Origin of the sequence: Amycolatopsis solani, assembly GCF_033441515.1 — a bacterium.
In the GTDB taxonomy this organism is placed as follows: Bacteria; Actinomycetota; Actinomycetes; order Mycobacteriales; family Pseudonocardiaceae; genus Amycolatopsis; species Amycolatopsis solani.
In genome coordinates, this window is sequence record NZ_JAWQJT010000002.1 from 1888892 (window position 1) to 1914020 (window position 25129).

General features: G+C 73.4%; 30 protein-coding genes. 18 read left to right on the forward strand and 12 right to left on the reverse strand.

Annotated features, from left to right (window positions below; all coding sequences use genetic code 11):
* Window positions 1–29 precede the first annotated feature (29 nt).
* The 4 genes from SD460_RS29210 to SD460_RS29225 all read left to right on the forward strand — a co-directional run bounded on the left by SD460_RS29210 (window position 30) and on the right by SD460_RS29225 (window position 5718).
* Window positions 30–491, forward strand: coding sequence for an HNH endonuclease (locus tag SD460_RS29210; protein ID WP_290061817.1), 462 nt, complete (start codon window positions 30–32; stop codon window positions 489–491).
* A gap of 475 nt (window positions 492–966) precedes the next feature.
* A complete protein-coding gene (locus SD460_RS29215; RefSeq protein ID WP_290057806.1) occupies window positions 967–2307 on the forward strand; it encodes a protein kinase domain-containing protein in 1341 nt (446 codons plus the stop codon).
* 139 nt (window positions 2308–2446) lie between these two features.
* On the forward strand, window positions 2447–4561 hold the full coding sequence (locus SD460_RS29220) for a hypothetical protein (protein WP_290057795.1): 2115 nt from the start codon (window positions 2447–2449) through the stop codon (window positions 4559–4561).
* Between the two features lie 14 nt (window positions 4562–4575).
* The gene (locus tag SD460_RS29225) at window positions 4576–5718 is read left to right on the forward strand and encodes a S53 family peptidase (RefSeq protein WP_290057794.1); all 1143 of its coding nucleotides are present in this window, start codon (window positions 4576–4578) and stop codon (window positions 5716–5718) included.
* 143 nt (window positions 5719–5861) lie between these two features.
* Here SD460_RS29225 and SD460_RS29230 read toward each other — a convergent pair whose 3' ends face one another.
* The 5 genes from SD460_RS29230 to SD460_RS29250 all read right to left on the reverse strand — a co-directional run bounded on the left by SD460_RS29230 (window position 5862) and on the right by SD460_RS29250 (window position 10278).
* On the reverse strand, window positions 5862–6500 hold the full coding sequence (locus tag SD460_RS29230) for a response regulator transcription factor (RefSeq protein ID WP_318307013.1): 639 nt from the start codon (window positions 6498–6500) through the stop codon (window positions 5862–5864).
* A gap of 2 nt (window positions 6501–6502) precedes the next feature.
* Window positions 6503–6892, reverse strand: coding sequence for a hypothetical protein (locus tag SD460_RS29235; protein WP_290057790.1), 390 nt, complete (start codon window positions 6890–6892; stop codon window positions 6503–6505).
* A 29-nt stretch (window positions 6893–6921) separates the two neighbouring features.
* Window positions 6922–8130 carry a cytochrome P450 gene (locus SD460_RS29240; protein WP_290057788.1) on the reverse strand — a complete coding sequence of 403 codons (1209 nt, stop codon included), beginning with the start codon at window positions 8128–8130 and terminating at the stop codon, window positions 6922–6924.
* Between the two features lie 144 nt (window positions 8131–8274).
* Window positions 8275–9666, reverse strand: coding sequence for an aspartate aminotransferase family protein (locus SD460_RS29245; RefSeq protein ID WP_290057787.1), 1392 nt, complete (start codon window positions 9664–9666; stop codon window positions 8275–8277).
* A gap of 111 nt (window positions 9667–9777) precedes the next feature.
* Window positions 9778–10278, reverse strand: coding sequence for an Lrp/AsnC family transcriptional regulator (locus SD460_RS29250; protein ID WP_290057785.1), 501 nt, complete (start codon window positions 10276–10278; stop codon window positions 9778–9780).
* A gap of 167 nt (window positions 10279–10445) precedes the next feature.
* Between SD460_RS29250 and SD460_RS29255 the strand changes: the two genes are divergently transcribed.
* On the forward strand, window positions 10446–11813 hold the full coding sequence (locus tag SD460_RS29255; RefSeq protein ID WP_290057783.1) for an APC family permease: 1368 nt from the start codon (window positions 10446–10448) through the stop codon (window positions 11811–11813).
* On the opposite strand, the gene SD460_RS29260 is transcribed toward SD460_RS29255, so the two are convergent.
* A complete protein-coding gene (locus SD460_RS29260) occupies window positions 11810–12373 on the reverse strand; it encodes a copper resistance CopC family protein (protein WP_290057782.1) in 564 nt (187 codons plus the stop codon). The two genes, SD460_RS29255 and SD460_RS29260, sit on opposite strands and share 4 nt — an antisense overlap.
* 125 nt (window positions 12374–12498) lie before the next feature.
* Between SD460_RS29260 and SD460_RS29265 the strand changes: the two genes are divergently transcribed.
* From SD460_RS29265 to SD460_RS29285, 5 genes are read left to right on the forward strand one after another with little or no spacing between them, the layout of a single operon-like run.
* Window positions 12499–12963, forward strand: coding sequence for a hypothetical protein (locus tag SD460_RS29265; RefSeq protein ID WP_290057781.1), 465 nt, complete (start codon window positions 12499–12501; stop codon window positions 12961–12963).
* On the forward strand, window positions 12956–14089 hold the full coding sequence (locus SD460_RS29270) for a PPE domain-containing protein (RefSeq protein ID WP_318307014.1): 1134 nt from the start codon (window positions 12956–12958) through the stop codon (window positions 14087–14089). Before SD460_RS29265 ends, SD460_RS29270 begins: the two co-directional genes overlap by 8 nt.
* The gene (locus SD460_RS29275; protein WP_318307015.1) at window positions 14086–14370 is read left to right on the forward strand and encodes a DUF6317 family protein; all 285 of its coding nucleotides are present in this window, start codon (window positions 14086–14088) and stop codon (window positions 14368–14370) included. The genes SD460_RS29270 and SD460_RS29275 overlap by 4 nt, the downstream gene beginning before the upstream one ends.
* Before the next feature lie 47 nt (window positions 14371–14417).
* The gene (locus SD460_RS29280; RefSeq protein WP_290061121.1) at window positions 14418–15110 is read left to right on the forward strand and encodes a hypothetical protein; all 693 of its coding nucleotides are present in this window, start codon (window positions 14418–14420) and stop codon (window positions 15108–15110) included.
* Window positions 15107–15703, forward strand: a complete 597-nt coding sequence (locus tag SD460_RS29285) for a hypothetical protein (RefSeq protein ID WP_290061122.1) — start codon at window positions 15107–15109, stop codon at window positions 15701–15703. Before SD460_RS29280 ends, SD460_RS29285 begins: the two co-directional genes overlap by 4 nt.
* Here SD460_RS29285 and SD460_RS29290 read toward each other — a convergent pair.
* Complete coding sequence (locus tag SD460_RS29290) at window positions 15615–16409, reverse strand: helix-turn-helix transcriptional regulator (protein WP_290061124.1); 795 nt, start codon at window positions 16407–16409, stop codon at window positions 15615–15617. The genes SD460_RS29285 and SD460_RS29290 overlap by 89 nt on opposite strands.
* A 48-nt stretch (window positions 16410–16457) precedes the next feature.
* Here SD460_RS29290 and SD460_RS29295 point away from each other — a divergent pair, with 48 nt between their 5' ends.
* Window positions 16458–17231, forward strand: a complete 774-nt coding sequence (locus tag SD460_RS29295) for an ESX secretion-associated protein EspG (protein ID WP_290061126.1) — start codon at window positions 16458–16460, stop codon at window positions 17229–17231.
* A gap of 108 nt (window positions 17232–17339) precedes the next feature.
* On the opposite strand, the gene SD460_RS29300 is transcribed toward SD460_RS29295, so the two are convergent.
* From SD460_RS29300 to SD460_RS29315, 4 genes are read right to left on the reverse strand one after another with little or no spacing between them, the layout of a single operon-like run.
* Window positions 17340–17876, reverse strand: a complete 537-nt coding sequence (locus tag SD460_RS29300; RefSeq protein WP_290061128.1) for a hypothetical protein — start codon at window positions 17874–17876, stop codon at window positions 17340–17342.
* The gene (locus SD460_RS29305) at window positions 17873–18127 is read right to left on the reverse strand and encodes a YbaB/EbfC family DNA-binding protein (RefSeq protein ID WP_247024084.1); all 255 of its coding nucleotides are present in this window, start codon (window positions 18125–18127) and stop codon (window positions 17873–17875) included. Before SD460_RS29305 ends, SD460_RS29300 begins: the two co-directional genes overlap by 4 nt.
* Window positions 18124–19122: a CHAP domain-containing protein gene (locus tag SD460_RS29310; RefSeq protein WP_290061132.1), complete on the reverse strand. Its 999-nt coding sequence runs from the start codon at window positions 19120–19122 to the stop codon at window positions 18124–18126. Before SD460_RS29310 ends, SD460_RS29305 begins: the two co-directional genes overlap by 4 nt.
* 1 nt (window position 19123) lies before the next feature.
* A complete protein-coding gene (locus SD460_RS29315; protein WP_290061134.1) occupies window positions 19124–19849 on the reverse strand; it encodes a transglycosylase SLT domain-containing protein in 726 nt (241 codons plus the stop codon).
* Window positions 19850–19988: 139 nt separating this feature from the next.
* On the opposite strand from SD460_RS29315, the gene SD460_RS29320 reads away from it, so the two are divergent.
* The 7 genes from SD460_RS29320 (at window position 19989) to SD460_RS29350 (ending at window position 24481) form a co-directional block, all read left to right on the forward strand.
* Window positions 19989–20483, forward strand: coding sequence for a L,D-transpeptidase (locus SD460_RS29320; protein WP_290061136.1), 495 nt, complete (start codon window positions 19989–19991; stop codon window positions 20481–20483).
* A 12-nt stretch (window positions 20484–20495) separates the two neighbouring features.
* On the forward strand, window positions 20496–21260 hold the full coding sequence (locus tag SD460_RS29325; RefSeq protein ID WP_318307016.1) for a putative protein N(5)-glutamine methyltransferase: 765 nt from the start codon (window positions 20496–20498) through the stop codon (window positions 21258–21260).
* A 35-nt stretch (window positions 21261–21295) separates the two neighbouring features.
* Window positions 21296–21772: an RNA polymerase sigma factor gene (locus SD460_RS29330; RefSeq protein WP_290061140.1), complete on the forward strand. Its 477-nt coding sequence runs from the start codon at window positions 21296–21298 to the stop codon at window positions 21770–21772.
* Window positions 21769–22362, forward strand: a complete 594-nt coding sequence (locus tag SD460_RS29335; protein ID WP_290061141.1) for a methylated-DNA--[protein]-cysteine S-methyltransferase — start codon at window positions 21769–21771, stop codon at window positions 22360–22362. Before SD460_RS29330 ends, SD460_RS29335 begins: the two co-directional genes overlap by 4 nt.
* Before the next feature lie 43 nt (window positions 22363–22405).
* Complete coding sequence (locus SD460_RS29340) at window positions 22406–23119, forward strand: 2OG-Fe(II) oxygenase (RefSeq protein WP_290061142.1); 714 nt, start codon at window positions 22406–22408, stop codon at window positions 23117–23119.
* Window positions 23120–23615: 496 nt separating this feature from the next.
* On the forward strand, window positions 23616–23996 hold the full coding sequence (locus tag SD460_RS29345; RefSeq protein WP_290061143.1) for a hypothetical protein: 381 nt from the start codon (window positions 23616–23618) through the stop codon (window positions 23994–23996).
* Window positions 23993–24481, forward strand: a complete 489-nt coding sequence (locus tag SD460_RS29350) for a methylated-DNA--[protein]-cysteine S-methyltransferase (RefSeq protein ID WP_290061144.1) — start codon at window positions 23993–23995, stop codon at window positions 24479–24481. The genes SD460_RS29345 and SD460_RS29350 overlap by 4 nt, the downstream gene beginning before the upstream one ends.
* 1 nt (window position 24482) lies before the next feature.
* On the opposite strand, the gene SD460_RS29355 is transcribed toward SD460_RS29350, so the two are convergent.
* Window positions 24483–25085: a LysE/ArgO family amino acid transporter gene (locus SD460_RS29355; protein ID WP_290061145.1), complete on the reverse strand. Its 603-nt coding sequence runs from the start codon at window positions 25083–25085 to the stop codon at window positions 24483–24485.
* Between the last annotated feature and the right edge of the window lie 44 nt (window positions 25086–25129).

Sequence of the window (25129 nt, forward strand, 5' to 3'; positions counted from 1 at the left end):
GATTTCCGCCGAGGAGAAAGAGGTGCAAGGTGAAGGTGCTCGTCCTGAACGCCGGTTACGAACCGCTCCAGACGGTTTCGGTGCCGCACGCGATCCGCATGCTCGTGCGGCACGTCGCCGAGATCCACGAAGCCGAAGACGGTCTCGCGTACGGGTTGTTCCCGCGCCCGAAGATCGTGCGGTTGCTGAGGTACGTGGTGATGAAGTGGCGATATACGCAGCCGCCCCGGTGGAGCCGCCGCGGCGTGCTGACCCGCGACGGCCACCGCTGCGCGTACTGCGGCGCCCGCGCCACGACGATCGACCACGTGACCCCGCTCAGCCGCGGCGGCGAGCGCACGTCGTGGCTGAACACGGTCGCCGCGTGCGGCGGCACGGCCCGAAGCTGCAACGCGCGGAAGGCGGACAAGCTGCCGGCGGAGGCGGGCATGAAGCTGAGGTTCACGCCGTACGTCCCGGCGTGGGACCAGCTGCACCGCCTAGGCGCGTGACCCGCTCCCTGAAGGGGACTTTCACGGCATGTCATGCGGTGAAAGTCCCCTTCAGGGCGTCAGATGCCGGCAACGTCCCCTTCACGCGCGCCGGCTGGAGGGGTGCCGCGGCCCGCTGGGGCAGCTGCGGTGCGGCGGACCACCGGCACGCTGCAGACGGCCGCGGTGCGGCGGGCCGCTGGCGTGCAGCGGCCGCCGGAAAGCTGCGGGCCGCCGGGCTGTCGCGGGCCGCCCGGGGGCGCCGCGGCTGGATTGCGATGGCCGCGACGGAATCCGGCTGCCGCAGCAGGCCTCGGGTGGCCGGCAGGGGCGCCACGACCGGCTCCGCGCGACCCACTCCGCCGCGACCGGTCTGCCGGTGCCGTGGTGGCCGTGTGAGCCGGGCCTGCCCGTCGGCACTCCCGCCGCCAGGTCGTTAAGCTCGAACCGATCGTCCCCCGGATCCGTGTGTTCCGGGGAAGGCCGGGAGGTCGTCGTGACCGACGCAGGAGAGCTGATCGCCGGGCGCTACCGGCTGGCCGAACGGATCGGCCAGGGCGCCATGGGTGTCGTCTGGCGGGCGCGTGACGAGCGGCTCGACCGGGTCGTCGCGGTCAAGCAGCTGGACTACGACACCGCCATCGGGCAGGCCGCCGGGGAGCAGGCGGCCGAGCGCGCGCTGCGGGAAGCCCGGCTCACCGCGCGCCTGCGGCACCCGCACGCCGTCACCGTGCACGACGTCGTCGAGCAGGGCGGTGAGCCGTACCTCGTGATGGAGTACCTGCCGTCGCGGAGCCTGGCCGAAATCCTGCTCGACCGCGAGTCCCTGCCCGCCGGAGAAGTGGCGCGCATCGGCAGGCAAACCGCGTCCGCGCTCGCCGCCGCGCACGCCGAGGGGATCGTGCACCGGGACGTCACGCCCGGCAACGTCCTCATCGGCGAGGACGGCGTCGCCAAGATCGCCGACTTCGGCATCTCCCGGGCGACCGGCGAAGGCACCGTGACCGGCGGCGGGTTCATCGCGGGTACCCCGGCTTACTTGTCCCCCGAAGTCGCCAACGGCCGCGAAGCGGGTTTCCCGGCCGACGTCTTCTCGCTCGGCTCGACGCTTTACCGCGCGCTCGAAGGCACCCCGCCGTTCGGCACCGACGACAACCCGATCGCCCTGCTCCTGCGCGTCGCCCGCGAGGACGTCACGCCGCCCCGGCACGACGGCCCGCTCGCCGAGGTCCTCACCCGCCTGCTCCAGCGCGATCCGGACGCGCGCCCGTCGATGGCCGAAGTCCAGCAGCTCTTCGAGGCGGTCACCGAAAACCGGCCGCTGCCGCCCCCGCGTCCCCGGCCCCGCACGGGGACACGTCTGCTGCGCGTCCGCCGTCCCCGCCGCCGGCTCGTCCTGGCCGCCGCGGCCGGCGCCGTCCTGCTGGCCGCGGGCGTGCTCATCGGCACAGCATTGGTGCCCGACGCGACCCCGGTGGTCGCCGCCCCGGTCACGTCCGCGCCGCCGCCCACCCCGACGACCGCCGCCGACCTGGGCTGCGCGGCCCGCTACGAGGTGACGAACTCCTGGCCCGGCGGTTACCAGGTGCAGGTGACGGTGCGCAACGACCACGACGAGAACCTCTCCGGCTGGAGCGTCCGCTGGTCCCTGCCGGGCGGCCACCGCATCACGGGCCTGTGGAACGGCGACTACACCGTGGACGGCCCGACGGTCACGGTCGACAACGCGGCCTGGAACGCGAAGCTCGACGCCGGCGGCAGCACGACGTTCGGCTTCATCGCGCTGACCCCGAGCGGCAGCGCCGACCGCCCGGCCGTCACCTGCCGGACGCTCTGACGAGCCGGGCCGGCCGAGCTCAGCCTGACCGTGCGTTGTTGATCCGATCGGGGTAATTGGAGAAGTTCGGGAACCCGGCTCAACTCCCCCGGCGTCTGGCCCGTCGGTAGTGGTGATCAACCACCACAGGGAGGTGCCAGTGCGAAGAAATCTTTCGGTGCTCGCGGTTCTGCTCGCGGGCCTGGTGGGGCTCGCCCCGCCGGCCGTCGCGGCCACGCCGTCGGACACCGTCACGCTGATCACCGGTGACCGGGTCGCGGTCCGGACCACGCCGGACGGCCGGTCGCTGTTCGACGTGCGCCCGGCGGCGGCCAAGGGCATGGCGCGGGCGCTCGTGCACCTGCGGCTCGGCGACCGGGACTTCGAGGTCCCCGGCACCGCGCTCCCCTACCTGGGACGCGGCCTCGACCTGAGCCTGTTCGACCTGCAAGCGCTGCGTGCCGGTGCGCCGCTGCCGGCCGACCCGGCTACGTTCGGGACAGCGCTGGCCAAGCAGTTCAAGGAGGACAACGCACGCGGGCAGTTCGGCGGCGCCGGGCTCTTCGCCGCGGGCAGGACGTTCGCGCTCGCCGGGGCCCGGCCGGCCGCGCGGCCGCGGTCGGTGATGCGCACGGTTTCGGTCGACGCGAACGACATCGGCGGGAAGCCCGCCGACACCGGCGTCGCGTTCCTGTACAACACCGACGACGGCAACCTGCTCGACCCGAACGAAAGCCTCAACTACTTCGCCGGGGGAACGGCGAAGTTCAGCGTGCCGGACGGGAACTACAGCGCGCTCGGCGTGTTCTGGACCGCCGACGCCGACGGCAACCCGACCGAGGTGCGGTTCAGCGCGCAGCCGGATTTCGCGGTGAAGGCGGACACGGCCGTCCGCGTCGACGCCGCCCGCGCGACCAGCAAGCTGACCTGGGTGACCCCGCGGCCCGCGCTGCTCGACGACACCGGGTTCCTGTTCCGCCGGGCCGCGAAGACCGGGCCCGCGCTGGTCGTCGACTTCGACGCCGGGCCGGGCGTGCCGATTTCGGTGTCGCCGACGGCGATCCCGGTGCGCACCGGGGCGTTGCAGACGTACCCGTACAGCCGGCTCGTGTCGCCGCCCGGGCCGGGCACGCCGTACGAATACGTGCTACAGAAGGCCACCACCGGCCGGATTCCCCAGCAGCGGTACGTGATCACGGCGCAGGACATCGCCACCGTGGACTCGACCTACTTCAGCGAGTTCTCCTCGCTCGGGCTGCGGCAGCGCAGCGGGATGTTCTCCTTCGAGGACAGCGGCGGCCGGGTGTCGCACCCGATCCCGCTGCCGCGGAAGCAGACCGAGTACGTCTCGGCGGCGCCGGACCTGCGCTGGTTCGGCGGGTTCTCGAAGTACGTCCTGCCCGGCCCGTTCCCGGGGTGGGCCGGTGGCCAGTACGAGCCGTTCCACGCCTACCGCGGCGGCACGACGGTCACCGAGGACTGGAACCGGTTCCCGCTGCACCCGGCCGGCGGCGTCGCGTTGCTGCCGCTCGACGACGCGACCCTGCCGGAGCAACCGGCGGCGACGCGCGCCGGCGACCTGCTGCGGCTGGCGATCACGCCGTTCAGCGACAACCAGCCCGGCCACACCGGCTTCGGCTTCTACGGCGAGGCCCGGGACACCGTGACCGGGCACTACACCCTGACCCAGGACGGCGTGCCGCTCGCCGAGGGCAGCCCGGTGGGCGCGACCGAACTCGCGGTGGCGCAGGAGGTCGCGGCCGGGCCGTCGACGCTCGGGCTGACGATCGACGCGGGCCGCACCGGGCCGATGTACCACCAGAGCACCGCGACGCACACGGAATGGACGTGGCGCTCGCGGCACGTCGAGGGTGCGACGCTCCCGCCGGCGTTGTACTGCGCGCGCGGGCAATCCGGGCCCGACCGCGCGTGCGGCGTCGAACCGCTGCTGACGCTGGGGTACGCGGTCGGCGGGCTGCGGCCCGACGGGTCCGCAGTGGCCGGTCCGCAGCGCCTCGACCTGACGGTCGGGCACCTGCAGCAGAGCGCCGCGTCGCCGATCTCGGGCGCGACGGTGCAGTACTCGACCGACGGCACGACCTGGCACGACGCGGCGGTCACCGCCCGCGGCGGCGGGGTCTTCCACGCGGAGTTCCCGGCGGACACGGACTCCTACCGCGGCACCGACGTCTCGCTGCGCGTCACCGCGTCCGACACCGCGGGCGCGACGATCGCGGAGACGATCACCGCCGCCTACCACGCTTACCTGTCATGAGGAGACCGTCCACAGTGCACAGAAAATGGATCGGCGTGCTGGCCGCCGTGGTGGCGCTCGTTCCGGCCGCGCCGGCGGCCACCGCGGCACCGGTGTCCCGCGCGGCGTGCCCCGACCCGGGTCCAGGCCTGCTGCGCTGCCTGTCGACGTACACCCCGGGCGCGACAAGGGGTTTGACCGACGGCCCGATCGGCTGGGGTGCGGACGACCTGGCGTCGGCCTACCGCCTGCCGTCGACGGCGGGTCCGGAGACGGTCATCGGCATCTCGATCGCCTACGACGCCCCGAACCTGGAGGCGGACCTGGCCACCTACCGCGCGCAGTACGGCCTCCCGCCGTGCACGACGGCGAACGGCTGCTTCCGCAAGGTGAACCAGAAAGGCGCCCCGGCCCCGTTGCCCGCCACGAGCTTCGGCTGGGCCCTGGAGTCCACATTGGACGTCTCGATGGTCTCGGCGGCGTGCCCGTCGTGCCGCATCCTGGTCGTGGAGGGCGCGTCGCCCGGCTTCGCCGACCTGGCCGAGACGGAGGACACGGCGGTGCGCCTGGGCGCGAAGGTGGTGTCGAACAGCTACGGCGCCCGCGAAGGCGGCGCGCCCCTGGCGTACGCGAGCCACTACCAGCACCCGGGCGTGACGGTGGTGGCGTCTTCGGGCGACTCCGGCTTCACGGCGGCGAGCTACCCGGCGGTTCTGGCCTCGACGATCGCGGTCGGCGGCACGACGCTGGCCCGCGACCCGGAGTCCGCACGGGGCTGGGCGGAGTCGGCCTGGGAGTACGGCGGCAGCGGGTGTTCGGCGTACATCGCGAAGCCGTCGTGGCAGCGGGACACGCACTGCGGCAAGCGAACGGTCGCGGACCTCGCGGCGGTGGCGGACAGCGTGGCGGTGTACTACGCCGAGGTGGGCGGCTGGCTCCCGGTGAGCGGCACCAGCGCGTCGGCCCCGTTCGTGGCGGGCCTGATCGGCCGCTCGGGCCACCTCCCGGCACCGTCGGACTTGTACGCGCACGCGTCACAGTTCATCGACATCACGACGGGCCACAACGACCCGACGGGCGGCGGCAAGAAGTGCGGCGGCGACTACTTGTGCGTCGCGGGCCCGGGCTACGACGCCCCAACCGGCGTAGGCGTACCGAACGGCCTCAGCGGCTTCTGACCCGCCGCTCCCGGTCTCAAACGCCCCAATGTGGCGTTGGGTGCATCTGACGCACCGAACGCCACATTGGGTGCGTCCAACGCACCCAACGCCACATTGGGGCGCTGTCCGCTCAGCCCGTCCACCAGGTCGACCCGGCCGGCTCAGCCTGGACGGCACAGCCCTCGCTCGTAGGCCACCAGTCCGGCCTCCGTGCGGTGGGCGCAGCCCAGCTTCCGCACCACCCGCGCCACCGACTCGCGCACCGCCGGCTCCGTCAGGCCCAGCTTCTCCGCGATCTCCGCGTTCGTCAGCGCCGACCCGACCCCGATCAGGACCTCGCGCTCCCGCGTCGACAGCCGGTCCACCCTGGCCAGCCGCTCGTCTCGGGGGCCCGACAGCCGGGTCGCCGCCGAGATCCAGCGGCGGGAGGCGTCCGGGGAGAGGACCACGTGCCCGTCCGCCGCCAGGCGGACCACCTTCAGCAGCTCGTTCCGCCGCGCCGACCGCAGGACGAACCCCGCCGCTCCGTCGCGCAGGGCTCGCAGGATGCCCGCGTCGGAATCGAACGTCGCCAGCACCAGCACCGCCGGGCGGCGGGGTACCGGGCCGAGCGGGGCCAGGCGCAGGTCGAGCAGCACCAGGTCCGGCAGGCGACGGCGGAGAACCGCACGGGCGGCCGTCGCGTCGCCGACCGCGGCGAGCAGCTCGACGCCGTCCGCATCGGCGAGGATCGCGCCCAGCCGGTTCCGGACCGTCTCGTCCCGCTCGGCCACCAGGACCCGGACCGGCGGCGCGAGCACGCTCAGTCCTGCGGGCGGAGGCGGATCAGCGGCAGGTCGGTCTTCGCCGCGCCGACCAGGTCACGGCCGCCGGGGCCGCGCAGCCGCAGCTCGCGGAACCGCACCGAGGACAACTGCGCCGCTTCGATCGGGTAGACGTCGCCGTAGCGCTTGATCTTCTCCACCAGCTCCTTGCCGAGCAGCTCGACCAGCCCCGCGTGCCGGGTCGCGCCGCCGCCCAGCGGGACGTCCAGCTGCTTGCGCACCTCGGGGAAGCGCTGGTCCAGTTCGACGGCGAGCTGGTGGATCGTGACGTACGCGGGCCCGAAGTCGCCCGCCTCCGGTCCCGCCGGGATGTCCTTCAGCACCTTGATGAGCTTGTCGTCCATCCCGAGCTTGTCCCACAGGGTCACGCTTTTCCTCCTGCCGCGGCAGCCGTTGTCTACCAGAGGACCGGCACGCGGTCCACTCCCCCGGTGACACGGTTCGTCCGGACCCGCAGTTCATCGACGCCGACGGCCAGCCGCAGCCCCGGGAACCGGCGGAACAGCGAGCCGAACACCACGCGCAGCTCGGTGCGGGCGAGGCTCGCGCCGATGCAGAACCAGCCGCCGTAGGCGAAGGCCACGTGCGCGTTCGGCTTGCGGCCCGGGTCGAACGCGTCGGGGTCCGGGAACACGGTCTCGTCCCGGTTGGCCGCCGCGATCGCCAGGACGACGGCGTCGCCGCGGGCGATCCGCACGCCGCCGAGTTCGACGTCGTCGTGGGCGTACCGCAGGACGCCGAGCCCGCTCGGCGCGGACAGCCGCAGGATCTCTTCGACGACGCCGTGCGTGCGGCCCGCCGGGTCGGCGGCGAGCGCGTCGCGGCGGCCGAGGTCGGTGAGCAGGTAGAGCGCGCCGAGGTCGATCCGGTTGGACGTCGTCTCGTGGCCGGCGAACAGCAGGCCGGCGGCGAGCCGGGCGAGCTGGTCGTCGTCGAACGAGGGGTCAGCCGCCTGGGCGCGCACCATGTCCGAAACGACGTCCTGGCCGGGTTCGCGCCGCTTGGCCGCGGCGAGCCGCCCCATGTAGGCGGCGAACTCGTCGAGCGCGGCCTCGGCGCCGGTGCCGATGTCCATCCGGCCCATCCGCTCCGACAGCACCCGGAACGTGTCGCGGTCCTCGTACGGGACGCCGAGCAGTTCGCAGATCACCAGCACCGGCAGCGGGAAGGAAAGGTGCTCGTGCAGATCGACCGGCTCGTCGCCGTCGCGAGCCCGTTCCATGGCGTCGAAGCAGCCGTCGGCCAGTTCCTGGACGTGCCCGGCGAGCCGCCGGATCCGGTTGGCCGAGAAGGCGGGCACGAGCATCTTCCGCATCCGCGCGTGCTCGGTGTGCTCGGTTTCGTGGTCGCCCTGCGGCCGGCTGAGGATGGCGGCTTCCGACAACGCCGACGCTTCCTCGGGCGCGGGGTGCGAACGGCCGAAGCGCGGATCGGTGAAGACCGCGCGCACCTGCTCGAACCCGGTGACCAGCCAGGCCGGGTCGCCCGCCGGCGTGGTCACCTCGACCACCGGCCCCTGCCGCCGCAGCACCGCGAACAGCGGCGCGATCTCCAGGGCGTTCGGCCGTTCGAACGGCAGGCGCGGCGTGTCCGTGGTGGCGGTCATCGTGGTCCCTCCCGGGTGCGCGGCCGGCCGCGGGGGACGCGGGCGGCCGGTCACCGGCCCCTCCCCCGGCCCCCGCGATCCACGGTACTCAGGAACCGCGCTCCCAAGCGGAAAGCGCGATTTCCCGCCCTTTCGGGTCAATCCCTACAGCAACTTCCACGCCCGCGTCAGCGTGTCCCGCAGGATCTGCTCCATCTCGTCGAACTGCGCCTGATCACAGACCAGCGGCGGCGACAGCTGCACCACCGGCTCGGCCCGATCGTCGGCCCGGCAGTACAACCCGGCCTCGAACAACGCCTCCGACAGGAACCCCCGCAGCACCCGCTCCGACTCGGCCGCGCTGAACGTCTCCTTCGTCGCCTTGTCCTTCACCAGCTCGATCCCGTAGAAGAACCCCGCCCCGCGGACGTCCCCGACGATCGGCAGGTCGGTCAGCTTGTCCAAAGTGGACCGGAACGCCGATTCGCGCGACAGCACGTGTTCGTAGATCCCCTCGCGCTCCATCAGATCGAGGTTCGCCAGCGCCACCGCGCAGGAAACCGGGTGCCCGCCGTAGGTGGACCCGTGCATGAACGTCGTTTCCCCGCGGGTGAACGGCTCCATCAGCCGCTCCGAAGCCAGCACCGCGCCCAGCGGCGCGTACCCGGACGTCAGTCCCTTCGCGGTCGTGATGATGTCCGGCTGGTACCCGTACCGCTTCGCCGCGAAGTCGTACCCGACCCGCCCGAACGCGCAGATCACCTCGTCGGACACCAGCAGCACGTCGTGCTTGTCGCAGATCTCCCGCACCCGCGCGAAATACCCGGGCGGCGGCACGAAGCACCCGCCCGTGTTCTGCACCGGTTCGAGGAACACCGCCGCGACCGTGTCGGCCCCCTCGAACTCGATCGCCTCCTCGATGCGGTCCGCCGCCCAGCGCCCGTAGGCCTCGTAGTCGTCGGCGTGCTCGGGGGCGCGGTAGAAGTTCGTGTTCGGCACGCGCAGGCTGCTCGGCACGAGCGGCTCGAAGTCCGCCTTCGCACCGGGGATGCCGGTGATCGACAGCGCGCCCTGCGACGTCCCGTGGTAGGCCAGCGCACGGCTGATCACCTTGTGCTTGCCCGGTTTCCCGACGAGCTTGAAGTACTGCTTCGCCAGTTTCCACGCCGTCTCGACCGATTCCCCGCCGCTCACCGTGAAGAACACGCGGTTCAGGTCGCCGGGGGACGCCGAGGCCAGCCGGGTGGCCAGCTCGATCGCCGCCGGGTGGGCGTGGCCCCACAGCGGGAAGTACGCGAGCTGCTTCGTCTGCCGCGCGGCGGCTTCGGCCAGCTCCTCGCGGCCGTGGCCGACCTGGACCGCGAACAGGCCGGCGAGCCCGTCCAGGTAGCGCTTGCCGCGGGCGTCCCAGATGTACGGGCCTTCGCCGCGCACGATGACCGGGACGTCGGCCTCGTCGTAGGCCGAGTGGCGGGTGAAGTGCATCCAGAGGTTGCTGCGGGCGGCCTTGGCGAGGCTCGAAGCGTCGGCGGTGGCGCGGTCGGCGGTTGTGGTCATGCCTCGGTTATCGCACGCCCCGGACCACGATGGCAAGCGATTCAGTCGTCCAGCCGAACTTCGACAACTAATTCAAAAGTTCCACAGCGGACAGACCTTCGGATTCAGTCGTCACGCTCCGCGAGTTCCCCACTGGTAGGTCTGCTTCCGCAGCTTGAGGTAGACCATCGCCTCCGCGTGCCGGACGCCGGGCAGCGCGCGGATCCGCGTCGAGATCAGCTGCAGCAGGGCCTCGTCGTCCGCGCAGACCGCCTCGCACAGCAGGTCGTAGCGCCCGGCGCAGAGGATCACGTACGCGATCTCGTCCATTTCGGCCAGCGCGTCGCCGACCGGCTCGAGCGGGCCGTCCACGGTGATCGCGATCATCGCCTGCCGGAACAGCCCCACCTGCAACGGATCCGAGACGGCGACGATCTGGATGACGCCGGAATCCGACAGCCGCTGGACCCGCTGCCGGACCGCCGCTTCGGAAAGGCCGACCGCCTTCCCGATCGTCGCGTACGCCCGACGGCCGTCCTCCTGCAGCTGCGCGATGATCTGCCGGGAGATGTCGTCGAGCACCGGCGGCGCGGGCCGGCTGGGGGTTTCCTGGCTGCTCACGTCCCGGATCATCCCCGACCCGCCCGGCGCCGGGCAACCGGCACGCCGTCACGGCCCGTCACTAAATGCGAAGACGCTTCGCCGACCAGACGACGGATTTAGTCGTCGAAGTGGCGTTGACAACACCGAATCGGTGCTGTTCCATCCGTCGCACCTTGCCCCGGCCGGAGGGAACGCCCATGCCCCGCACTCCCGCCCCGCCCGACGTCAGCGCCGCCGTCAAAGCGAAGAAAACCCTCACCCGCTCCATCGGCGTCGGCGGCGGCACCCTGCTGACGCTCAGCTGCGTGACGCCGGCGTCCTCGCTGTTCGTCCTCGTGCCCCCGCTGTTCGCCGACCTCGGCACCGGCACCGCGCTCGCCATCGCCCTCGCGGTGCTGCTCTGCGTCGGGATCGCCTTCTGCTACTCCGAACTCGGCACGCTGGTGCCGAGCGCCGGCGGCGAGTACGCGATGGTCACGACGGTGGCGAACCGGTTCGCCGGCTGGCTGACCTTCATGCTGTCGTTCATCGTCATCCTGGTGGTGCCGCCGATCATCGCGATCGGCGTGGCCGACTACCTCGCCGCCGTCGCCGACGTCAGCCCCTCGGTCGCGGGCGCGGTCGTGATGCTCGCGTCGACTGTGATGGGCCTGCTGAACCTGCGGTCCAACGCCTGGATCACCGGCGTCTTCCTGGTCATCGAGATCGTCGCGATCTTCGCCGTGTCCCTGCTCGGCTTCACGCACACCACGCAGAGCCCGGCCGTGCTGCTGAAGCCGAGCCTCGGCACGAGCGGGATCGGGCTGATCGCCGTCGTCGCCGGGCTCGCCGTCGCGCTGTTCGTCGTGCAGGGCTTCAGCACCGCCGTCTACCTCGCCGAGGAGATGCGGGAACCGCGCCGGACCGTGGCCAGGACGGTGTTCTGGACGCTCGGCATCAGCGCCGTGGTCATCCTGGCCCCGGTCGTGGCGATCACCCTGGCCGTGCCGGACGCCGCCGCGCTCGCCGGGGTCGACCTCACCGCGCTGGTCACCGCCTGGAGCAGCTCGGCCGTCGGCGCCGCGATCAGCCTGTGCATCGCGGCGGCCATCGTCAACGCGGTGATCGTCATGGTCATCCAGAACTCGCGCGTGCTCTACGCCTCCGCGCGCGACCAGGCGTGGCCGACGCCGGTGAACCGCGCGATGAGCGTAGTGAGCGAGCGGTTCGGCGCGCCGTGGGTGGCGACCCTCGTGGTCGGGCTGTCCGAAGCGGTCCTCTGCTTCGTCCCGGTGGACACGCTCAGCGGCGTCACCGGGGTCGCCGTCGTCGCGCTCTACCTCAGCGTCGCGGCCGCCGCGCTGGGCGCCCGCCGGGCGGCGCACCGCAAACCGCACGTCTGGCGGATGCCGGCGTGGCCGGTGGTGCCGGTGCTCGCGGCCGGGGTGCTGGCCTACGTCCTGGTCGAGCAGAGCGCGCTCGACCTCGGCATCACCGCGGGCGTGCTGGTCGTGTCGGCGCTGTACTGGTGGGGCTACCTGCGCCGCCGTCCCGAGCGCTGGGTCGTGACCGTCCCGCAGGACTAGTCCTTCGGACGGCCCCGCAGCTGGCGGATGCCGACGACGATCACCGCGAGCAGGCCTGCCACCGCGACCAGCACCCACACCCAGGTGGGGATGCCGACGGAGTCGAGGGTGGCCGGCGCCGCGGACGTCGGCGCCGCCGGGCTCGAGGCCGCCGTCGGGCTCGACGCTGCCGCCGGCGCGGCGCTCGCCACCGGGGCGGTCAGGGTGAAGTGCACGTTCCCGGTGACGTTGTCGCCGTCCTTCGCGACCACCTTCCACGTCAGCGTGTAGGCCTGCGCGGGACCGGACGGCGTCACGGGCGCCGTCACGACTCCGCCGTCGACCGCCGGGGTACCGACTTTCCAGCTGACGCCGTCGCGGCCGACGACCTCGATCGCGTCCGGCGGCAGCGTGACCGGCTCGCCGAAGGTCAGCCGGACCTGCGCGGGGGCGGCGTCGAGCGCGGCGCCTTCGGCGGGCGAGCTGGACTCCAGCTCGGTGTGGGCCGACGCGGGCCCGGCGAGCACGACGAGGCCGGTGAGGGCGGCGAGAACGGCTCCGAAGACACGGCGCGGGATCATCCGGACATCCTGCCCTATCCGCCCGTGCAGTCTTCGTGTCCACCCGTGCAGCCGCGGCGGGCCTCCTTCTCTTCGCGGCCCGCATTGGTCAGGATGGACGCCTGGGTGGCGAAGGAGAGACGTCCATGGCGACAGTGCGGGACGAAGCCGACGCGCGGCACCAGCTGCGCTCGGAAGACCGGCTCACGGCGAACCGGCCGCGGGAGAAGGCGGCGGACGTCGCGAAACCCGAGGGCGGCGGCTCGGCCGCGCTGGTCGCGAGCGCCGACGTCATCGCGCTGGACTACGACGAGGTCGAGCGGGCCAAAGCGGCCATCGACGCGCGCTACCAGGCGCTTTCCGAACACCTCGGCGCCGCCGCCGAACTCGGCACCCCGCTGGCCGACGGGCACGGCCCGGTGGCGCACTGGATGCGCCGCTCGTTCCGCCTTCGCGGTGGCGACGACCCCGGCGGCGTGCAGGCCACACTGCGGTCCTACCTGACCGAGCTGGCCTCGTTGCGGCAAGCGCTCGACGACGTCGCCACGACCCACCGGCGCAACGACGACGAGGCCGCCACGGTCCTCCGGGCGGGGGATACCGATGCCTGAATTCCACTCCTCGCACCACGCGCCGACCGCGCGCGAAAAGCGGAAGGCGCGGCGCGTCCGGCGGCAGAAAGAGGTCAACAGCCGCGAAGCGTCGTTCGGCAAGATCCACTGGGACAGCTACGACCACCGCGAAATGTGGAACATGGTCCAGGCGGCCGACCCGCCGAAGCTCGGCGAGCAGGCGCACCGGTGGGCCGAGCTGGCCAAGGGCGTCGACGCGGAGACCGGCGAGGTCCACAAGCTGGTGCAGAACCTGCTGCTGTCGTGGCGCGGACCGTCCGCCGTCCAGGCCGCGGACTCGATCGGCAAGCTGACGCACTGGGCGAGCACGGCGAGCGCGAACGCCCGCGAGATCGGCGACGGCCTCGACGCGTACACCTCGGCGATCGGCCAGGCGCGGCGGAACATGCCGGAACCGGTGCACTACTGGGCCGAGCAGTGGTTCCAGCAGGGGTACGCGGTCAAGCGGCTCGACGGGCCCGAAGGCGCATACATGCTGAACGACCTGCTCGACGACAAGCAGCCGACCAAGAAGCAGGCGGACGACGCGAAGGCCGAAGCCGTCCGGGTGATGGAACAGTACGAGAGCGCGAGCCACGACGTCCGCCACCGCCTCCCGACGTTCGACACCGCACCGCAGGTCAGCGCGAAGGGCGACGTGGTGCACCGCGTGCCGCTGACTCCGACGACCCCGGAGCGGGATCCCGGCGTCGACGACCCGCCCACCGATCCGCGCGTCCCCGGCTCCTCGTCCGGCTCGTCGCCCAACGACTCGACGTCGACGGCGTCCGCGCTGCCCGCGGCGCTCGGGGCCGGGCTGCCGGGCGGGCTGGACGGCGTGCCGGGAACGACGGGCGCGGCCGGCCCCGGCTTCTCCGGGCTCATCGGCGCCGGCACGCTCGGCGAAGGCACGCAGGCCGGCACCGGCCGCGTCCCCGGCACCGGGACGGCGGGTTTCGGCCCCGGCTCGGCGGGCGCGCGCGGCACGGCCGGCGGGTACGGCATGTACCCGCCGGGCCAGGGCGCGGGGCGCGAGGAGGACACCGAGCACCGCGACAAGTACGCGTCGGGGTACGACCTGCTCGACGACCTCCCGCCCGCCTACCCGCCGGTGTTCGGCGAATGACCGGCTTCCACGCCGACCCGGACGCCCTCGACGCCCTCGCGCGGCAGCTGGCGGACACGGCCGGGGAGTACGCGGCCGCGGTGCCGGAGTCCGACGTGGGCGACCTCGGACCGCCCGCGGTCTCCGGTGCCCTCGCCGCGCTCGCGAGCGAGTGGGCGGGCCGGATCCGGGTCGTGCACGACGAGTTCGCCGCGTCGGCGGACAGCGTCCGGGCCGCGGCGAAGGCCTACCGCACCACCGACGCGGCCGCCACCGACGAGCTGGGTCGCACCGATGGCTGACTTCCACGGCCTCGACGCGACCGCCACCGACCAGCCGGAGCGCGCCGATGGCTGACTTCCGCGGCCTCGGGTTCGACCCGGTGCCCGGCGACCCCGGCGCCGTCGCCGAAGCCGCCCGCCGGTGCGTCGCGGCCGCCACGCGCCTGCGGGAGGTCCGGGCGCCGGGCGAGATCCCCGAATGGGCCGGTCCGTCGGCACAGGCGCACGCCGAACGCGCCGGCCGGGCCGTGACCGGGCTCGCCGCCACGCCGGAAGCCATGGACGCGGCCGCCGGAGTGCTCGAAGGCTGGGCCGGGACCCTGGTCGCGCACCACCGCCGTGCCGAAGAGCTCGACGTCCGGGCCGGTGCCGCGCGCCGGGCCGTCGTCGACGCCGAGGACGACGTCGAGCGCGCCGCGACCGAAGCGCAGTTCTCGCCCGCCGGAGCGGGAAATCTCGCGGCCGCCCGCACGCGGCTCGCGCACCGGCGCCAGGACCTCGACCGCGTGCTCACCGAAGCCCGCGACCTCGAACGCCTCCACGCCACCGAAGCGAGCCGCGTCGCCGGCCGCCTCACCGCGCTCGGCGACGGCACGCCGCTACCGTCCGCACCCGATTTCCGGGGCCTGGCCACGCGGCTCGAGTCGTTCTCGGCCGCCGGGCGCGAGCTGGGCGTGACCGTCGCGCGCACCCCCGTCGCGCCGGTGACGCCGCCGCCGGGTGCCGTGTCCGCGTTCGCCGCCGCGCTGGGTGGCCGGTGAAACTGCCCGCCGTACCGGGGATCACCCCGGTGAACCTGGATTCGGTCGAGCGCACCACGGCCGAGCTGCACGCGCTCATGGCCCGCCTGCGCGGTCCGGACGCCGCGCGCGACCTCGGCCTCGAAGCGGCCGCCGTGCAGTCCGCGGAAATCGCCCACGAGCAGCGGGCCGGCCTGTTGGCGCTGGTCGAACACCGCGACGCGGACCCGGCGCTGCTGATCGCCGGCGTGGTCCCGGTGGACGGCCCGCTCGAAGAAGCCGCGGACCTGCGACACTTCGTCGCCGACACCACTCCCGGCCTGCGCGAGACGAGCACCGCGCGGACCGCCCGCGGCTACCCGGTGGTGATCGTCGAGCGGATCGGCCTGTCCGGCGCGCAGCTGCAGGCCGTCGTGCTCGACCCGGACCGCCCGCGCGCGGCGGTGTTCACCCTGCACTCCCCCGGCGGCCGGGGCTGGCTCGAGGTCGCCGGGCTGGCCGGGACGCTCGTCGCCGGCGTCGACCTCACCCCCGCAGCGCCCGCTCCCGGTATTCGCGCGGGGTCCGGCCGGTCGCCCGGCGGAACGTCCGCGAGAAGTGCGGGGCGCTGGTGAACCCGCAGTCCCGCGCGACTTCCGCGATCCCGCGGCCGGCCTTCGCCGGGTCCGCGAGCACCGCCTTCGCGCGCTCGATCCGCAGGCCCTTGAGCCGTTCGGAGACGCCTTGGCCGTCGTCGAACAGCTGGTACAGCCGCCGGCGCGAGATGTACAGCGCTTCGGCGATCCTGTCCGCGGTGAGCGACGGGTCGCCGAGGTGGGAGCGCATGTACTCCAGCGCCTCGCGCCGCCGGGCCGCGAGCGCGTCGACGCGGTCGAGCTCCACGCGCAGCGCGCTGCGCAACACCAGTTCGGCCAGGCCCAGCAGGTGGTGGGCCAGCCCGTGCGGGTCGAGCCGCGGCCCGGCCGCGAGGACGTGGGCCACCGCGCTCGCGAACAGGGCCCGCAGCGGCGCGTCCACCCCGACCGGCCGGAACATCAGCGGCCGCAGCTCGGCGAACGAGATCGACAGCTTCGCCGCCGCGACCGTCAGCATGACGACCCCGCGCTCCGACGGCAGCAGGTGCAGCGTCGCGTCGGCGAACGTCAGCTTCGCGCCGGACTCGGCGACCGCCCGCGGCACCGGGCAGCGGAGCAGCAGCTGGATGTGCTCGGGGGCACCGGCGGCGCCGCCGAGGATCGCCGCCCGCGCCGCCGCCGCGCCCGAAGCGCGGACGACGAGGTACCCGCTCGCGGGTACGTCCACCGGGTACGGCTCGGCCATCGGCACCATCGTGCCCGACGGCGGCCGCCCACGACGGGAAGGGGGACCATGGCGCGCCGCACCACGACGACGGCGGGGGTGATCCTGTCGCATCTCGAATTCGATCTCCTCTGGGAGGACCTGGGCCCGGGCGGGCCGCCACCGCACCCGTTCGACGTCGCCGCGCACGGCCGCACCCACGCCGAGCGCGACGACCTGGGCGTGCGCGTGTTCGCGGACCTCGCCGAAGCCGGCCTCACCGACGGCGACGACGTCGCCGGTGAGCTCGCGGACCTGTTCACGGTGCTGGGTTCACCGTCGCTGAGCGTCGACGCACTGGTGCTCGGCGAAGCACCCTGGCGGCTGCTGGCGGCGGCCCGCGACGCGGCGGGCGTGCTCGCCGTGCTCGACGAACGCGACCTGGTCCTCGAGCCGGTGCGCCCGGCCGGCCTGGTGCCCGCGGTCGTGCGGATGCTGGGCGAGCAGCCCCCGGGCCCGGGCGACCAGCTCCGCCTCCCGAGGGCGGTGTACACGGCGGCGATGGACGCGTACGCGAGCAACGGGTACGACGCGTTCGAGCGAGCACTGGGCGCCGCGGGCATCACCGGCCGCGCGGTCCGCCCGCTGGCGACACTGGCGACGTCGGAGCGCTACGCGGCGGGCCAGCTGGGCGCGACCGGCCCGGCGGGCCGTCCCCCGGTCCTGGCCTGGTTCGACACGGCGGCGGGCCGCTACGCGCTGACCCAGGAGAACGCGGGCGGCGACCCCTGGGTGATGGTGACCCCGGCGGACAGCACTTGGCTCACCGACCGCGTGACCCGAATGCTCACCACAACCACCTGACACCCCTCGCACCGCACAGGCCGAGCCGCCGACCAGACCAGGTGCGGCGCGGGTGGTCGTGAGTGTTAAGGCGGGTTCTAACCCTCCTTAACACTCACGACCCCCGGGTCACGTCGCCCAGGTGACCGGGGCGAAGGAGTCGTCGTCGGGTTCCCGGCGCGGCCGGATCGCCGGGCCCGCCGCGGCGACCGGCTCGTTCACGGGCGGCGCCCCGATCGTCGGCCCGGCCAAACCGGCCACGCGGTCAGCCACCGGCTCGTTCACGGGCGGCGCCCCGATCGTCGGCCCCGCCCAGCCGGCCACGCGATCAGCCACCGGCTCGTTCACCGGCGGCGCCCCGAACACCGGCCCCGCGGCCGGCTCTTCCGGCAGCAGGTCTCCGAGCAGCTCACGACCCTGCCGCAAAGCCTCCACCCCCGCCTCCGCCGCCAGCCGCCGGATCGCTCCCGCCAGCTCCCCCGGCGACCGGTTCAGCGCCCACCGCTCGAACCGCAGCTCCACCAGCGCGCCGTGCAGGTCCACCGCCAGCGCCACCCCGTCGTCCGCCGCCTCGGCGCGGATCGCCGCCAGCCGGGCGCCGTACCCCGGGCCCGGCTCCGCGAAGGCGTCCTCGATCAGCTCCACCGTCGTCCGTTCCCCGCTCACTGCGCCCGCCAGCTTTCCGGCGTCGTCGCTTCCGCCGCCTCACCCGCCGCGGGCAGGCCGAGCCCGTCCACGCTGTGCCACAACGAGGCCGTCGCGCGCGCCGAAGCGGCCGCCGTCAGCAGCAGGATGCGGCGGGCGAGCTCGTCCGGTTCCAGCCGCAGCGCCGCGGCCTCCAGGGTCAGCTCCTGCAGCGCCCCGCCGGGCGCGACCTCCACGGCGACCGTGCGGTCGGCGGCTTTTCCGGTGATCACGGGTGCACCCCTCCGTAGAACGTCGACGCCGAGAGCGTGTGCGTGTTCCGGCGGACGGCGTCCCCGGAATTGCCCTCGATCATCGTGACCTTGTTCCCCTCGACCTTTTCGACGATGCCGATGTGCGTGCTCGTCGACGTGTTCTGCGGCCCGGTGCCGAAGATCAGCACGTCCCCCGGCCGCGCGTCGTGCAGCGAGTTCTTGCCGTAGGCGTGCCCGTTGCGCTGTCCCCAATGGAAGACGTCGCCGCTGAACGGCAGGACCGGGATCTTCACGCCGGCCTTGCGCCACATCGCCGTGGCGAACGACGAGCACCACGCGGCGGTCGGCCCGTACGGGTTGCGGTTGCTGCCCGGCGGGTTCTCGCGCGTGCCGAGCTCCTTGCGCGCGGCGTGGACGATCTCCTTGCCCCGCCCGGAAACCCGGCTCGCGTGCGTCGCCTTGTCCACGACGCCGTCGTGGGTCAGGTCCTTCCGCAGCGCGTGGAGTTTCTTCGCCGCCGCCTCGAGTTCGGCGTGGACGTGCCGCAACGTCGAAGCGGACTGCCGCGTGTACTGCGGCGCCAGGTCGGCGACGTGCCCGACGGCCCGCATCAGCGCGGCCTGCGTCCCGGTGGCGACGCCGGCGTCGAGGACCTGCTTGGCCTTGGCGGTGTATTCGTCGACCAGCCGCTGCACGGCGATGTGCCCGCTGTCCACTGTGGACGCTACGTGCGCGACGATCTTCTCCGCGGCGGCGCCGGCCGCGCCGGTGACCTTCAGCTCCTTCGTCAGTTTCGCGCTGGTGTGGCGGAAACCGTCGGCGCCGTGGCCGTGCCACTCGCCGAGCACGGCAGTGCTTTCCTTGTGGTAGGCGTCGTGCTGGTCGTCCAGCGCGGTGGCCACCTGGTGCAGGGCGTACTCGGCGCGGACGGCGTCCTCGGCCTTGCCGGCGAGCTTGTTCCGGTGCGCGATGAGGTCCTTCGCGAAGGAATGCGCGAGTGCGGCGGTGTCCATGTCAGCTCCGTCGGACGTGGTCGTCGAGCGCGGCCGCGGTGGCCGTCTCGTGCTCGCGGTAGGTCTTGGCGGCCTTCTGCGCGGCCGAGGCCAGCCCGTCGGCGTGCGTGCCCACGCCCTTGACCTGCCGCTGCAGCGCCAGCCCGAAGCCGGCCAGCGCGCCGGCGAACCCCGAATCCTTGCCGATCCGGCCGAAGCTGTCCTCGGCGATGTCCCGGACGTCCCGCAGCTGCCCGGTGGCGCCGCCCAGCGCGTCGGCGACGTGCCGGGTCCGCCGCACGTAGCCGTGCAGCACGGCGTCGTCCACCTTCAGCGCCCCGCCGCCACCGCTCTGCGCGGGCGGCTTGCCGTGGTGCGCGGTGACGTCCTTCGCGGCCTTGCGCGCCGCGGCGAGGTGGTCCTTGTAGGCGCCGTTCGTGTACGTCGACCAGGGTGTGAAGTCGTGCCCGTCGTTCGAGATGCGGTTCGCGACGCGGGCGTTGGTGGCCGGGTCGAACAGCTGGTCGTTCGACTTCAGGTGGTACTCGTGGCGCCGCTCGGGCCCCAGCGCGCCCAGCATGTTGATCTGCCACAGGCCGTAGGAGTTGTCCGGCGGGGTGGCGTTGTGCGCGGTCGTCCGCCCGCCGGACTCGGCCAGCGCGACCGCCACCGCGGTGGTGAGGCCCTGCCCCCGGAACCCGGCCGCGTAGGCGTGCCGGGCGATCTGCTCGGCGCTCAGCTTGGTCATGGTTCGACCTTGACCGTCCGGGTACCCGCGCCGGTAGCCGCGCTGCACGCTGGGACAACCCGCGTGCACGCCCGGCGCAACCTTCGGGGCCGCTCAGCCGTACTGCTCCCCGGGAGGACCTTCGACGAGGGGATGGCGGATGCGCGGCACCGGGGTGCTGACCCTGCTGGGGTTGACGCTGGTCACGGCGGCTTGTTCGGCACCGCGCACGACCACGCCGAGCCCGATCGCGGAGCCGGTGCCGCTGGCCCGCACGACCACCCCCGCCACCACCACCGCGCCACCCGCGCGGGTCTGCGCCGTCACGACCGGCGCCTGCGTGAGCCTGGCGCAGCGGCTGGCCTGGCTGCTGCGCGACGGCCGGGTTGTGCGCGGCCCGGTCCCGGCCGGGTTCGGGCCACCCGATCAGGCGACTCCCGCCGGGGCGTTCCACGTCGTGTGGAAGGACCGCGAGCACCGCAGCAGCGTCTACGGCACCGACATGCCCAATTCGGTGTTCTTCGCGGCGGGCGGCATCGCCTTCCACGAGGGACCGCTCGACGCGCCTTCGCACGGCTGCGTCCACCTGACCGGCGCCGATTCGGCGGCGTTCTTCGACGGCCTGAACGTCGGGGACGCGGTGGAGGTCCGGTAGGCTCCGTCCCCGGTGGACACTTCATCCGTCATCTCCCGCTTGCGCGCCGCCGGCTGCGTGTTCGCCGAGGACGAGGCCGCGCTGCTCGTCGACGCCGCCGCGACGCCGGCCGAGCTCGAGTCCCTCGTCGCCCGCCGGGTCGCCGGGCTCCCGCTGGAGCACCTGCTCGGCTGGGCGGAGTTCCACGGCCTGCGCGTGCGCGTGCGGCCCGGGGTGTTCGTGCCGCGGCACCGCACCGAATTCCTCGTCGACGTCGCCGTTTCGCTCGCCCCGCCGGATCCGGTGGTGCTCGACCTGTGCTGCGGGTCCGGTGCGCTCGGCGCGGCGTTCACGGCGGCGGTGCGGCCGCGTGAGCTGCACGCGGCGGACGTCGAGCCCGCGGCCGTCGCCTGCGCCCGGGACAACCTGCCGGGCGCGCACGTCCACCAGGGCGATCTCTACGACGCCCTGCCGCCGTCGCTGCGCGGCCGGGTCGACGTCCTGCTGGCGAACGTGCCGTACGTGCCTTCGGACGCCGTCGCGACCATGCCGCCCGAGGCGCGCCTGCACGAACCGCGTGCCGCCCTCGACGGCGGGTCGGACGGACTCGATCTCGCCCGCCGGGTCGCCGCGGGCGCGCCGTCCTGGCTGGCACCGGGCGGGACCGTGCTGGTGGAATCGAGTGAGCGGCAGGCACCGGTGCTGGCGGGCGTGTTCACGGCGGCCGGGCTGACGCCGGAGGTGCACTCGGCCGACGAGCTGGGCGCGACCGTCGTCACCGGTACCCCGAAGGAGTGACCTCACGTTCCGGCCGCCCCGGACGTCTTCAAGGTGTGATCGTGAAACCGTTCGAGCAGATCGTGGCCGAGCACGGGCCGATGGTGCTCCGCGTCTGCCGGGCCGTCCTCGGCCCCGCCGACGCCGAGGACGCCTGGTCGGAGACCTTCCTGTCGGCGTTGAGGGCGTACCCGGAACTGCCGGCGGACGCGAACGTCCAGGCGTGGCTCGTCACGATCGCGCACCGCAAGGCCATCGACGTCACCCGCGCGCAAGCCCGCCGCCCACTGCCGGTCGGGGAAATCCCGGACCGGCCGGGCCGCGCGGAGACGTTCACCGGCGACCTGTGGGACGCGCTGGCGAGGTTGCCGGACAAGCAACGCCTCGCCGTCGCCTACCACTATCTGGCCGGGCTGCCGTACCGCGAAATCGCGGAGATCACCGGGGGCACCGCGGACGCCGCACGCCGCGCCGCCGCCGACGGCGTCAAGGCACTGCGCAGCACTTACCCCTTGGAAGGAGCGCACTCATGACGGACATCTTCTTCGCTGCTCCAGAGCTCTACCAGCTCGACCCGAACCCCCTGCACGCCCAGCTCGCCGCCGCCGCCGACCGCGAAGGCCTGCTGGACGTCGCCTACCGGACACTCGACACCCCGGTCGGCTCCCTGCTGCTCGCCGCGACGAAGCAGGGACTGGTCAAGGTGGCGTTCGACCGCCAAGACCACGACGCGGTGCTGGCCGAGCTGGCCTCGCTCATCAGCCCCCGGATCCTCCACGCCCCGGCCCGCCTCGACCCGGTCGTCCGCCAGCTCGACGAGTACTTCGCCGGCGGACGCCACTCCTTCGACGTCCCCCTCGACTTCCGGCTCGCCCGCGGATTCCGCCTGTCCGTGCTGGAGCACCTGCCGGAGATCACGTACGGCCACACAGAGAGCTACGCCCAGGTCGCCGCGGCGGCGGGCAGCCCGAAGGCCGTCCGCGCGGTCGGCACGGCATGCGCGCTGAACCCGCTGCCGCTGGTGGTGCCCTGCCACCGAGTCGTCCGCTCCGACGGCTCGTACGGCCAGTACGCCGGCGGCGAGGAGGCGAAGCGGCTGCTGCTCACGATGGAAGCAGCTTGAGGTTCCGATCTCACGTTTCGCTCCGCCGCAGCGTCTACCAGGTATGAGCACTTTCGAGAAACGCGTCGCCGCGGCCGACTGGGCCGCGGTGGCGGCGGAGGTCGACGACTACGGCTGCGCGCTCCTGCCCCAGCTGCTCACGCCGGCGGACTGCGCGCAGCTGGTGGCGTTGTGGGACGAACCATCGCACTTCCGGGCGACGGTGAACCTGCGCCGCCACCGCTTCGGGGACAACGGCGACTACCACTACTTCGCCGCGCCGTTCCCGGAGCCCGTCCAGCGGCTGCGGCAGGCGCTCTACCCGCGGCTGCTGCCGATCGCGCGGGACTGGTCCGCGCGGCTGGGCCGGGAGGCGGAGTGGCCGTCCACTTTGGACGAGTGGCTCGCGATCTGCCACGCGGCGGGCCAACGGCGCCCGACACCGATCCTGCTGCGCTACGAGACAGGCGGCTGGAACGCCCTGCACCGTGACCTCTACGGCGACAAGGTGTTCCCCCTCCAGGTGGTGATCAACCTGAACAACCCGGGCACCGACCACACCGGCGGCGAGTTCCTCTTGGTGGAGCAGCGCCCGCGAGCACAATCCCGCGGCACGGCAACGCTCATCCCGCAGGGCCACGGCCTGGTCTTCACCACCCGCGACCGCCCGGTCCGCTCCGCCCGCGGCTGGTCGGCAGCCCCAGTCCGCCACGGCGTATCAGCAGTCCGCACCGGCCGCCGCCACACCCTGGGCCTCGTCTTCCACGACGCGGCATGACACCCGAGGCCCCGCCATCCGGCCGGCCTCGCAACCCACGCCCCTAGCGCACCACCCCACGGCTGGCCCGCACCCACTTCCCGAAGCACCGCCACCCGGCCGGCCTCGCAACCCCGCGCCCCTGGCGCACCACCCCACAGCCGACCCACACCCACTTCCCGAGGCACCGCCACCCGGCCGGCCTCGCAACCCCGCGCCCCTGGCGCACCACCCCACAGCCGACCCACACCCACCTCCCGAGGCACCGCCACCCTCCGACCCCGCACCACAGCGCGACAACCCACGACCCGAGCACCCGGCCCGCCCCGCACCCCACTCCCGCGCGCCACCAACACCCGGCCCGCCCCGCACCACAGCGCGACAGCCCGCGAACCCAGGCACCGTCAAGCCACCGGCCCCACTCCCCAAGACACAGCACGACAACCGCGAACCCGGAGGCGCGCGTGAACCCCTCACCCCACCGTCAGCCCGCCGGCCCGGCACTCCTCACCACAGCATGACCGGCGCCGAACTCGAGGCGCTCGTGGCCCTGATCGGCCGCGCCCGCCACATCGTGGTCGGCACCGCCGCCGATCCGACTTCGCGCACCGACGGTGCCCGAATCGCCGCAACATGGGGCGGCCTCGTGCTCGCCACGGTGGCGTGGCCGGAAACGGCGGCGTCATGGCTGCGCCACGCCCGGCGCTTCGCCACCCCGGCCCCGGACCTCTGGGTGGTCAGCGCCACCCCGGCGGGCTGGGCCGGAATGGTGAAACGGCTCCAGCTCTCGACATCCTGGAGTCCACACCGGACAGTCACCACCTCCACGCTCGCGGACTTCGCGTTGCCCGGACTACGCGGCACCCGAGCAGACGGCACAACCTGGGAGAGCAGATGAAACACCTCGCACTGGATTCCCCCATCGGCACCCTGACCCTGGTCGGCACCGACGACGTCGTGACGGGCGTGTACTTCCCGAACCACTGGACCCGCCCGGACCGCACCGCCTTCGGAGAACGGGATGACACCGCCTTCCCGGACGCCGTCCACCAGCTGAAGGAGTACTTCGCCGGCCAGCGCACCGCGTTCGACGTCCCGACGCAGGCAGCCGGCCCCGCCTTCGACCGCGCGGTCTGGGCCGAGATCGCCAAAATCCCGTACGGCACCACGGCGACGTACGGCGACCTGGCCCAAGCCGTCGGCGGGCTCCCCCACGAGGTCGGCGCGGCCGTGGGCCGCAACCCGCTGAGCATCTTCGTCGCGTGCCACCGGGTCGTCGGCAAGAACGGCAAGCTGACCGGGTACGCGGGCGGCCTGAAACGGAAGGAGTTCCTGCTGGAACTGGAGCGCCCGCCGGCCACCGAACGCGGGCAGCTCTGGTGACCTAAACCCGGCTGAGCAGCATCGTCACGCCCAGCCCCGTCATCGTCACGGCGATCACGACGTCCAGCACGCGCCACGCGACGGGCTTGGCGAACACCCCGGCGAGCCGCTTGGCCCCGAACCCGAGCGCGCTGAACCAGACGGCGCTGGCGATCCCGGCCCCCACGCCGAACAGCCACCGTCCGTCTCCGTGGGCGACGGCGACCGAGCCGAGCAGCAGGACGGTGTCCAGGTAGACGTGCGGGTTGAGCCAGGTGAAGGCCACGCACGCCAGCACGGCCTTCCGCAGCGGCGTCGTGTCGTCTCCGACCGTCATGACCGACGGCCGGAACGCCCGCCGGGCCGCTAAGACGCCGTAGCCGAGCAGGAACGCCCCGCCGCCGACGGCGATGACCCCGATGGCGGTGGGCCACCGCTCCAGCACCGCCCCGATCCCGCTCACCCCGAGCCCGATCAGCACCAGATCGGAGACAGCGCAGATGACGACCAGCGGCGCCACCGCACCCCCGCGCAGCCCTTGCTGCAAGAGAAAGGCGTTCTGTGAACCGATCGCGACGATGAGGGACAGCCCGGTCCCGAACCCGGCCAGGAGAAGCGTGAACACGCAGTCACGGTACGGCCGTCCGGCTGGGTTACTCCAGCTAAAGA

Excerpts from the sequence above, each read along its gene's own strand:
- SD460_RS29265 (WP_290057781.1), top strand. The coding sequence starts at position 12,499 with ATGGCGACAGTGCGGGACGAAGCCGACGCGCGGCACCAGCTGCGCTCG.
- SD460_RS29350 (WP_290061144.1), top strand. The coding sequence starts at position 23,993 with ATGAAACACCTCGCACTGGATTCCCCCATCGGCACCCTGACCCTGGTC.
- SD460_RS29295 (WP_290061126.1), top strand. The coding sequence starts at position 16,458 with ATGGCGCGCCGCACCACGACGACGGCGGGGGTGATCCTGTCGCATCTC.
- SD460_RS29255 (WP_290057783.1), top strand. The coding sequence starts at position 10,446 with ATGCCCCGCACTCCCGCCCCGCCCGACGTCAGCGCCGCCGTCAAAGCG.
- SD460_RS29310 (WP_290061132.1), bottom strand. The coding sequence starts at position 19,122 with ATGGACACCGCCGCACTCGCGCATTCCTTCGCGAAGGACCTCATCGCG.
- SD460_RS29340 (WP_290061142.1), top strand. The coding sequence starts at position 22,406 with ATGAGCACTTTCGAGAAACGCGTCGCCGCGGCCGACTGGGCCGCGGTG.
- SD460_RS29275 (WP_318307015.1), top strand. The coding sequence starts at position 14,086 with ATGACCGGCTTCCACGCCGACCCGGACGCCCTCGACGCCCTCGCGCGG.
- SD460_RS29270 (WP_318307014.1), top strand. The coding sequence starts at position 12,956 with ATGCCTGAATTCCACTCCTCGCACCACGCGCCGACCGCGCGCGAAAAG.
- SD460_RS29260 (WP_290057782.1), bottom strand. The coding sequence starts at position 12,373 with ATGATCCCGCGCCGTGTCTTCGGAGCCGTTCTCGCCGCCCTCACCGGC.
- SD460_RS29320 (WP_290061136.1), top strand. The coding sequence starts at position 19,989 with ATGCGCGGCACCGGGGTGCTGACCCTGCTGGGGTTGACGCTGGTCACG.
- SD460_RS29345 (WP_290061143.1), top strand. The coding sequence starts at position 23,616 with ATGACCGGCGCCGAACTCGAGGCGCTCGTGGCCCTGATCGGCCGCGCC.
- SD460_RS29280 (WP_290061121.1), top strand. The coding sequence starts at position 14,418 with ATGGCTGACTTCCGCGGCCTCGGGTTCGACCCGGTGCCCGGCGACCCC.
- SD460_RS29315 (WP_290061134.1), bottom strand. The coding sequence starts at position 19,849 with ATGACCAAGCTGAGCGCCGAGCAGATCGCCCGGCACGCCTACGCGGCC.
- SD460_RS29240 (WP_290057788.1), bottom strand. The coding sequence starts at position 8,130 with ATGACCGCCACCACGGACACGCCGCGCCTGCCGTTCGAACGGCCGAAC.
- SD460_RS29245 (WP_290057787.1), bottom strand. The coding sequence starts at position 9,666 with ATGACCACAACCGCCGACCGCGCCACCGCCGACGCTTCGAGCCTCGCC.
- SD460_RS29250 (WP_290057785.1), bottom strand. The coding sequence starts at position 10,278 with ATGATCCGGGACGTGAGCAGCCAGGAAACCCCCAGCCGGCCCGCGCCG.
- SD460_RS29335 (WP_290061141.1), top strand. The coding sequence starts at position 21,769 with ATGACGGACATCTTCTTCGCTGCTCCAGAGCTCTACCAGCTCGACCCG.
- SD460_RS29290 (WP_290061124.1), bottom strand. The coding sequence starts at position 16,409 with ATGGCCGAGCCGTACCCGGTGGACGTACCCGCGAGCGGGTACCTCGTC.